We start from the raw sequence: 8,776 nt of genomic DNA, 5'->3' as shown, positions 1-8,776 counted from the left end.
GTGTTTTCATGAATGCTAATCTTTCTTTTGTCAAAATACTCGGTTTTATATCAATTTTAGTATAAACCTGTCCTACTTTATGTGTAGGACGCTTAATATTTACGTATGAAAAAGAATTTTAGATTCTTGGCAATGGCTGTTGTAGCAATGGCCGCCGCAGTGTTCACGGGATGTTCATCCGACGATGACTTCCTTGCTCCGTATGAGGAGAGTGCGATTCAAACCCGCGCGATAAGTTCTACCAATGCGCTTATCGATTTTGATAACGTACCTTCCAGCGTAATGGCTTCTGACCAGTATGGAAACAATCTCTATTCTGCCACGGCCAACGGCAAGCAGGTAACGACCGGCTACATCACTCAAATCGGGCAAACCGGTACGTACATTCAGTTCCCGATTAACTATTTGGAACAAGAATGGGTAAGCGGACAGCCTTGGGAATATGAATTTTGGAATGGTGGTTTTGCCATCTCTAATTTCCATAATCTGACACAGGGGGATTATCAAAACCAATGTAGCGTGTACTGGCCCAACGGCGGTCATAGCGGTAAAAATTTTGCTGTAGCTTTCGGTTATAGCGATTCATACAATGATTCACAAGCAACCTATGACAAATGTGCGAAGATTTACCTGACCGATGCAACCGGCTACAGAGTCGTTACCACAAACACTCCTGTCAAGGGTACACCGAAATATGGTAAATTCAACAGCGTATGGGTTTGTAATACGACTTATACCTACTTAGTCATGAAGGATGGCAACTCGTTTACACAAGGCTCTTTGTCGGCACAAAAAGGATGGTTTAAGGTGGTATTTGTTGCGTTGGATGCGACGGGTAAACCTACAGGTAAGGAAGTAGAATACTATTTGGCAAACTTCGATTCCAGTAAAGATGCAGAATCAGGTTTGACCAATAAAATCCGTACCGGATGGAATCAAGTGGATTTAAGCGGTTTAGGTGACAGCGTATGTACTGTAGCTATCAATTTCGAAGGAAGCGATTCAAGCGCATACGGATTGAACACTCCTGCTTACGTTGCTATAGACGATATTGATGTAACCGTAAACGAATAACATGAATTTGGGGCAAATGCTTTTTAACGGCAAGTGCAAAGTATTTGCCCCTTTTTATTATATCCCAATGGAGATTGGAATCAAATACTTTCTTCAAGGGAATTTCAGCATTAAAATTATAAATATAATGAAGAAGTATTTGCTTTTATTCTCCTTGACGATATTTCTATTTGCATGCAACAAAGACGAAGAAATATCGCAGGACGTGATATTGCCTCCTGTCATTGAGTTGGATAGCGAGGACGGAATCTACGTTGTAAAGATAGGAAAAGAGGTCGTTATTGAGCCGACCTATCAGAATGTCGATTACGCCGTTTATTCATGGAAATGCAACGGTCGTATCATTTCCGACGAGCCTCAATTGAAATACATTTTCAACGAATGCGGTTCGTATTACGTTACCCTGCGTGTGGATACGAGGGATGCCAGCACAGAGGAAGAAATTCGTGTGGATGTCAATGAATTGGCTCCGCCCGTTATTTCATTGGTAACCCCCTCTATAGGGCTTAAAGTTGTCGCAGGACGTGAGTATATCCTTACACCCGACATTCAAAATGCAGAAGGAGCTACTTATTTGTGGACTCTTAACGGAAACGAAGTCGGAACGGAAAATACTTATACATTCAAGCAAGATGAGTTGGGAACTTATGAACTGACCTTAACCGTAACAAATGAAGACGGACAATCAAAGAAGACAGTTTCTATTGAGGTTGTCGATAAACTTCCGATTGAAATCGTAGTTCCGTCATCTTTATATTTTACCGAGAATAATACCAAATACGTAGAATTAGGACGTACTTTGTTTGTCCGCCCCTTTGTATCAATAAGTGCCGAGCCTTCTTATCAATGGAGTTTGGACGGGCAACCGATTGAGGGAGCCAATTCTTTGGTTTACGGTTTCAAACCCGCTAAAACCGGAGAACACACGCTTACCTTTACTGTGAAATACGACAATCAAGATACAAAAGCAGTGCTCACCCGTAATATTTCGGTCTCCGGTGTCGATGAAGTCAGTGTCAATATTCCGGTGAAATGTTGTGAAGCGGCCGGAAAAAGACCTTTTGCTGCCGGAAATTCCATTTACAGCAATAAAGTATATGAATTTGTTCCGGCTCCGGGACAATTTGTAAACGAAACGAATACAGCAGGTTTCAATGGGGAAAGCACGCACGAAGCAGCCTGTGCTTACGCACAAAAACGTCTTGATAATGAACAATATGTTTCTCTCGGAGGTTGGGGAGGATATATTGTAGTAGGATTCGACCACAGTATCGAAAACAAAGGCGGTTATGATTTTTCCATCAAAGGAAATGCCTTTGATTCGTCAAATGAACCGGGCATTGTATGGGTAATGCAAGATGTCAATGGAGACGGCTTGCCCAACGATGAATGGTATGAACTGAAGGGTTCTGAATATGGAAAACCCGAAACCATTCAGGACTATGCCGTAACTTATTTCCGTCCCGGTCCCAACATGGACACCCAATGGCAAGACAACAAGGGAAATAAAGGGGCGATTGACCGTCTCGGCAACTATCACCCGCAAGAGTTTTATTATCCTTTGTGGATTGAAGAGGATTCCTATACGTTATACGGCACATGCCTGAAAGCACGTACCGAACAAAGCCCGTCGACAGGCATGTGGTCCAATAATCCGTTCGGGTGGGGATATGCCGATAATATTGGTGATGATATGCCCAATAAAGACAATCCTAACGCGGGAGCACTTGGAAACTATTTTAAGATTTCCGATGCGCTCAATATCGACGGCACGTCTGCAAACCTTTCCCATATCGACTTTATCAAGGTGCAGACCGGAGTCAATGTAAAAGCCGGATGGTTAGGGGAAAATTCCACGGAAGTTTTCAAGTTCTGTGATGAAAACAACAATAACGACAAATAAAATTCATTATGAACAAAATATATCATTTCATCCTATTCTGTTTCGCTACGCTCTGCCTTGCTGCATGTAGTGATGACGACCCTGAAGTAAGCGGAATAGACGGCAAGGATCACTTCATCTCCGAGTTTGCTCTAACTGTAGATGGCATTACCTATCAAGCCATGATAGTCGGGGACAAGATTACAGTTGAGATACCTTATAATACCAGTCTGAAAGGGGCTACCGTAGAGTATGCCCTTTGCGAGGGAGCCTCTATTAACCCGAATCCATCGACCATAGAGGATTGGGAGAATGAATGGAAATTCGTAGTTACCTCCAAAATGCAGGATAGCAAAGTATATTCCTATACTTATCAATATACAGACATCGAACAGAGCGGCAGCGTAGTACTTGCCACGCAAGCCGAGGTTGATAATTTTGCAAAGACAGGAATAAACAAAATCGAAGGCAGCCTGACCATCGGAACGGCAGACGGAGAAGAAATCACCAATCTGGACGGACTTGCCAACCTGAAACAAATCAGTAACTCCCTTGTCATCAATCCGTCTTACAAAGGAACGGATTTGACCGGGTTGGATAATCTGGAACAACTCGGAAGTTTCAAATTAGGTTCGACAACTTCTGCCAGTAAAAACATAATGCTCAAAACGGTTAATCTGCCCTCTTTGCTTGGAGTGACCGGTGATTTTGTCGTTAACAGTTCTGTCATTGAAAAAATATCTATACCCAAAGTCGAGTTCATTGGTGAGGATATGTATATAACTTCCGATGCTTTACTTGATTTGGATGCAAATGCCGTTGAATCTGTCGGAGCTTCCTTAATTGTCAAAGGTTCGGTAGCACAAAAAGAATCAGCGACAACCGAAGCCATTGTTTTCTCAGCGCTCAAACAGGTCGGGAATGAACTTACAATCCAATATTTTCCCAAACTGCAAGGAATTTATCTACCGGCATTGGAAAGTGTGGCCGGTACTGCCTCATTCTCCGATATGTCCTCCATCGGAAGTCTTGCAATGACCGAATTACATTCGGTTGGAGGACTAACTATAAAAAATTGCAAAGAAATTTCCATTGTTGAACTTCCCGGTCTTATTTCCTGCGGAGAGACCAGTGTGGATGCGAATAAAGTCAATAAACTCAATATAGCTTCTTTGAAAGATGTACTCGGTGATATGACTTTAACTAATCTGCTCATAGAAGAACTGGATTTGTCCCAGATAAATTTTAACGGAAATACACTTACCCTACAATGTAAGCAACTAAATAAAATCGTAGGATCGGAAACATTTAACGGTAGCCTTTTTCTACTTCCTAAAGATTGTCGATTGACAGAATTTACGTTGGAAGGAATCTCAAATATACAGGGTGACTTCCAATGCATAGATTATTTTTATGTAAAAGAATTTGTTATGCCATTTATTCGTGTGGCAGGAGATATGACTATTGCATTGAATTCGGGAAGTGTTAATACGGCGGCGGAAATCGAATTTCCTAAATTGCAGGAAATTGGAGGGACCTTAACATTAGGGACAAATAGGAATGCAAATAATATTACCTTCCCGTTATTGAAAAAAATTCTCGGTTCATGTTCAGTTACGACTTACAAACTTAAGAATGATATTGAGTTTACCAATCTGGAAAGCATTGGAACGGATGGAGCTGATGCACAAATTAAGTTTGAGATTGAGGCTACTAATATTCTATGTCCCAAATTAAAAACGATAAATGGGAAGTTTGATATTGCAACATCTTCTTTTATGTTTGATATGGAAGTAGATAAAGTATCTTATCCTAACGTAGAATCAATATCCGAAAATCTTTCAATAACATGCCCGTATTCTGATTTTGGTTCTAATGGTATTTTGTCCATTGATTTTTCAGGTCTCAAATCAGCAAAAGGGATTAGTATAAGCGGGCAAGGAGATGTTACTGATTTCAGTTCTTTCAAATACCTGTTTGAAAACAATGTTCTAACAGGAGAATCTCAATGGTCTGTCAAAGAATGTGGTTACAACCCCACTTTCCAAGAGATGAAAGACGGGAAGTACAAGCTTGCCGAATAGATAACGAAACAATAAATTTTCTGCCAATCCTCGGTATGCTTACCGTAAGGTAAGCTGCCGGGGATTAACTATAAAAATAACGGTATGACCTATCACCAATTGAAATATCTGCTATGGAGCGTAGTTGTCGGAGTGACACTATCCTTGACATCCTGCATGAAGTGGGACTACGGCGATGCCGTGGAAGATTTCAACGCCACGGGAGCCGGACTGTTCATCACCAACGAGGGCAACTTCCAGTACGGCAATGCTACCTTGTCCTATTACGACCCGGCAACCAAACAGGTGCAGAACGAAATCTTCTTCCGTGCCAACGGCATGAAACTCGGCGACGTGGCACAGTCGATGACCATCTACGACAACAAGGGCTGGGTCGTGGTGAACAACTCCCACGTGATTTTCGCCATCGACCTGAACACCTTCAAGGAGGTAGGACGCATCGAGAACCTGACCTCACCGCGCTACATTCATTTCCTAAGCGACGAAAAAGCATACGTCACCCAATTGTGGGACAACCGCATCTTCATCATCAACCCGAAGAAATACGAAATTACCGGCTATATTCAAGTGCCGGACATGACGATGGAAAGCGGCTCGACGGAGCAAATGGTGCAGTACGGCAAATACGTCTATTGCAACTGCTGGAGTTACCAGAACCGCATCATCAAAATCGACACCGAAACCGATCAAGTAGTCGATGAACTGAAGGTCGGCATACAACCGACATCGCTGGTCATGGACAAGTACAACAAAATGTGGACGGTGACCGACGGCGGTTATGAGGGCAGCCCCTACGGTTACGAAGCCCCGTCGCTCTACCGCATCGATGCCGAGACCTTCACCGTGGAGAAGCAGTTCAAGTTCAAGTTGGGCGACTGGCCCTCGGAGGTGCAGCTCAATGGCGACAGGGACAAACTCTACTGGATCAACAAGGCCATTTGGAGCATGGACGTGACAGCCAGCCATGTGCCGGTACGTCCGTTCCTCGAATACAGCGGCACGATTTATTACGGACTGACGGTAAACCCCGCCAACGGAGAAGTGTACATCGCCGATGCCATCGATTACCAGCAGCAGGGCATGATATACCGCTACTCGCCCGAAGGGAAATTGATAGATGAATTTTATGTCGGGATTATCCCCGGTGCATTTTGTTGGAAATGAAGAATAAATTGCGGCATATATACCATATTATTTTCATCACGAAAAGACAGGAGATGACGATTCCAATGACAACCAAAGGAATGATTCTCGATCAGATGGTACAAATTTTCACAAGGAAAGGCTGTCATGTCTATGCCTGCAATGCTTTTCTCAATCATGTTCATATACTTGTAGAGATACCATCTCCCACGGACTTCGCAAAGATTATCAATAAAGTAAAAAGTTCTACAGGCGTTGTCTATCGAAAATATCCGGAATATGCGGATTTTTCAGGATGGGCAGCCGGATTTGATTCGTTTAGCGTGTCATTCAATGATCTGAATCGGGTAAAACACCACATTGAGAAACAAGAGACGGTTCATCAGGAACTTTCATTCGAGGACGAATACGACCAACTGCTTGAAGAAAACGGATTCAATGCCTATCAAGATTTTATGCGGGCATCATTCTCTGCATATGCTGCGGTAAATAACCATATTAAAAACAAAAGGAAATGACATATACAAAATATTTACTTTTCTCAATATTGGTTGTCTGTCCATCCGTGCTGTCTGCGCAGGGAATCACCCGGCGTATTCACCAGATAGACGAGGTGACCGTATGGGGCAAACGGCCGATGAAGGAAATCGGCGTGCAGAAGACGAAGTTCGATTCACTCGCACTGAAAGAAAATATCGCCCTCTCGATGGCGGACATCCTGACGTTCAACTCGTCCGTGTTTGTCAAGAGCTACGGCCGCGCCACGCTCTCGACCGTCGCCTTCCGAGGCACGTCGCCCAGCCATACGCAGGTGACGTGGAACGGGATGCGCATCAACAACCCCATGCTCGGCATGACCGACTTCTCCACCATTCCGTCCTACTTCATCGACCAGGCATCGCTGCTGCACGGTACTTCATCGGTGAACGAAACGGGCGGTGGACTGGGCGGTCTGGTCAAACTCGGCACGGCTCCTGAAGTCGCTGAAGGGTTCAACGCCCAGTACGTGCAGGGCATCGGCTCGTTCAAGACCTTCGATGAGTTCGCCCGCTTCACCTACGGAAGTGAGCGGTGGCACGTCTCCACCCGTGCGGTCTATTCTTCCTCGCCTAACGATTACAAGTACACCAACCACGACAAAAAGATAAACATCTACGACGAGGATAAGAACATCGTCGGACAGTATCACCCGAAAGAGCGCAACCGCTCCGGGGCGTTCAAGGACCTGCATTTGCTTCAGGAAGTGTATTACAATACCGGGAAAGGCGACCGTTTCGGGCTGAACGCCTGGTATATCAACTCCAACCGGGAACTTCCGATGTTGACGACCGACTATGGAGATGCAACCGACTTCGAGAACCGCCAGCGAGAACAGACGTTCCGCAGCGTCTTGTCCTGGGATCACATGAAAAGCAACTGGAAACTCGGCGTGAAAGGCGGTTACATACACACATGGATGGCCTACGACTACAAGCGTGAGGTCGCACCTGACAACTGGGCGTCGATGACCCGCTCCCGCAGCAAGGTAAACACGTTTTACGGTCAGGCGGAGGGAGAGTATTCTTTGGATAAAAAATGGTTTTTCACCGCCAATGTATCGGCACACCAGCATTTGGTACGGAGCGAGGACAAGAACATCATCTTGCAGGACGGTGGCAAGGCCATCGTGGGCTATGACAAGGGGCGCGTGGAACTCTCCGGCTCCGTATCCGCCAAGTGGCAGCCGATAGACCGCTTGGGTATGTCGGTGGTACTGCGGGAAGAGATGTATGGTTCCGATTGGATTCCACTCATTCCGGCTTTCTTCATTGACGGTATCATTTCCCCGAAAGGAAATGTGATGCTGAAAGCATCCATATCGCGTAACTACCGTTTCCCAACTCTGAACGACCTATACTTTTTGCCGGGAGGTAATCCCAACCTGAAAAACGAACAAGGTTTCAGTTATGATGCCGGGGTGAGTTTCGATGTCGGCAAGAAAGGCATTTACAAGTTGAGCGGCGGTGCGAACTGGTTCGACTCCTACATCGACGACTGGATTATCTGGCTGCCCACCACCAAGGGCTTCTTCTCGCCCCGCAACGTAAAGAAGGTCCACGCCTACGGCGTCGAGGTCAAAGCGAACTTCGCCGTGCAGCCGGCGAAAGATTGGCTCATCGACTTGAACGGGTCCTATTCGTGGACACCCTCCATCAATGAAGGTGAGAAGATGTCGCCTGCTGACCAGTCAGTGGGCAAGCAGTTACCCTACGTGCCGAAGCACTCCGCATCGCTGACCGGACGGTTGTCGTGGCGGACTTGGGCGTTCCTTTACAAATGGGCGTTCTACTCGGAACGTTACACCATGTCGAGCAACGACTATACGCTGACAGGACACCTGCCCGAATATTTCATGAGCAATGTCTCGTTGGAGAAAAACCTGTTTTTCAAACCGGTGGACATCCAGTTAAAATTCGCCGTCAACAACCTCTTCAACGAGGACTACCTTTCGGTACTCTCGCGCCCCATGCCCGGCATCAACTTCGAGTTCTTCATCGGCATTACCCCGAAGTTCGGGAAAAACAAGAAAAAGTCCGAAAATACAAATATGTAA

The 8,776-nt window shown here is 45.3% G+C and carries 6 protein-coding genes; all 6 read left to right on the top strand.

The window, feature by feature from the left end:
* Positions 1-105: 105 nt before the first annotated feature.
* The 6 genes from OCV82_RS10005 to OCV82_RS09980 all read left to right on the top strand — a co-directional run bounded on the left by OCV82_RS10005 (position 106) and on the right by OCV82_RS09980 (position 8,776).
* The gene (locus tag OCV82_RS10005; RefSeq protein ID WP_004320565.1) at positions 106-1,074 is read left to right on the top strand and encodes a DUF4465 domain-containing protein; all 969 of its coding nucleotides are present in this window, start codon (positions 106-108) and stop codon (positions 1,072-1,074) included.
* Between the two features lies 1 nt (position 1,075).
* Entirely contained in the window at positions 1,076-2,977 is a 1,902-nt protein-coding gene (locus OCV82_RS10000) for a PKD-like domain-containing protein (protein ID WP_004320567.1), read from the top strand.
* An 8-nt stretch (positions 2,978-2,985) separates the two neighbouring features.
* Entirely contained in the window at positions 2,986-5,040 is a 2,055-nt protein-coding gene (locus OCV82_RS09995; protein ID WP_004320569.1) for a DUF4971 domain-containing protein, read from the top strand.
* 84 nt (positions 5,041-5,124) lie between these two features.
* Entirely contained in the window at positions 5,125-6,204 is a 1,080-nt protein-coding gene (locus tag OCV82_RS09990) for a glutaminyl-peptide cyclotransferase (protein ID WP_004320571.1), read from the top strand.
* Entirely contained in the window at positions 6,201-6,701 is a 501-nt protein-coding gene (locus OCV82_RS09985) for a transposase (RefSeq protein WP_004320573.1), read from the top strand. The genes OCV82_RS09990 and OCV82_RS09985 overlap by 4 nt, the downstream gene beginning before the upstream one ends.
* Positions 6,698-8,776 carry a TonB-dependent receptor gene (locus OCV82_RS09980; protein ID WP_004320575.1) on the top strand — a complete coding sequence of 693 codons (2,079 nt, stop codon included), beginning with the start codon at positions 6,698-6,700 and terminating at the stop codon, positions 8,774-8,776. The genes OCV82_RS09985 and OCV82_RS09980 overlap by 4 nt, the downstream gene beginning before the upstream one ends.

The sequence above is a fragment of the Bacteroides cellulolyticus genome (assembly GCF_025567135.1).
GTDB classification, from domain to species: domain Bacteria; phylum Bacteroidota; class Bacteroidia; order Bacteroidales; family Bacteroidaceae; genus Phocaeicola; species Phocaeicola cellulolyticus.
This window is presented reverse-complemented; position numbering and strand designations above follow the sequence as displayed.

Coding starts and splice junctions, on each gene's coding strand:
- OCV82_RS09990 (WP_004320571.1), top strand. CDS start 5,125: ATGACCTATCACCAATTGAAATATCTGCTATGGAGCGTAGTTGTCGGA.
- OCV82_RS10000 (WP_004320567.1), top strand. CDS start 1,076: ATGAATTTGGGGCAAATGCTTTTTAACGGCAAGTGCAAAGTATTTGCC.
- OCV82_RS09985 (WP_004320573.1), top strand. CDS start 6,201: ATGAAGAATAAATTGCGGCATATATACCATATTATTTTCATCACGAAA.
- OCV82_RS10005 (WP_004320565.1), top strand. CDS start 106: ATGAAAAAGAATTTTAGATTCTTGGCAATGGCTGTTGTAGCAATGGCC.
- OCV82_RS09980 (WP_004320575.1), top strand. CDS start 6,698: ATGACATATACAAAATATTTACTTTTCTCAATATTGGTTGTCTGTCCA.
- OCV82_RS09995 (WP_004320569.1), top strand. CDS start 2,986: ATGAACAAAATATATCATTTCATCCTATTCTGTTTCGCTACGCTCTGC.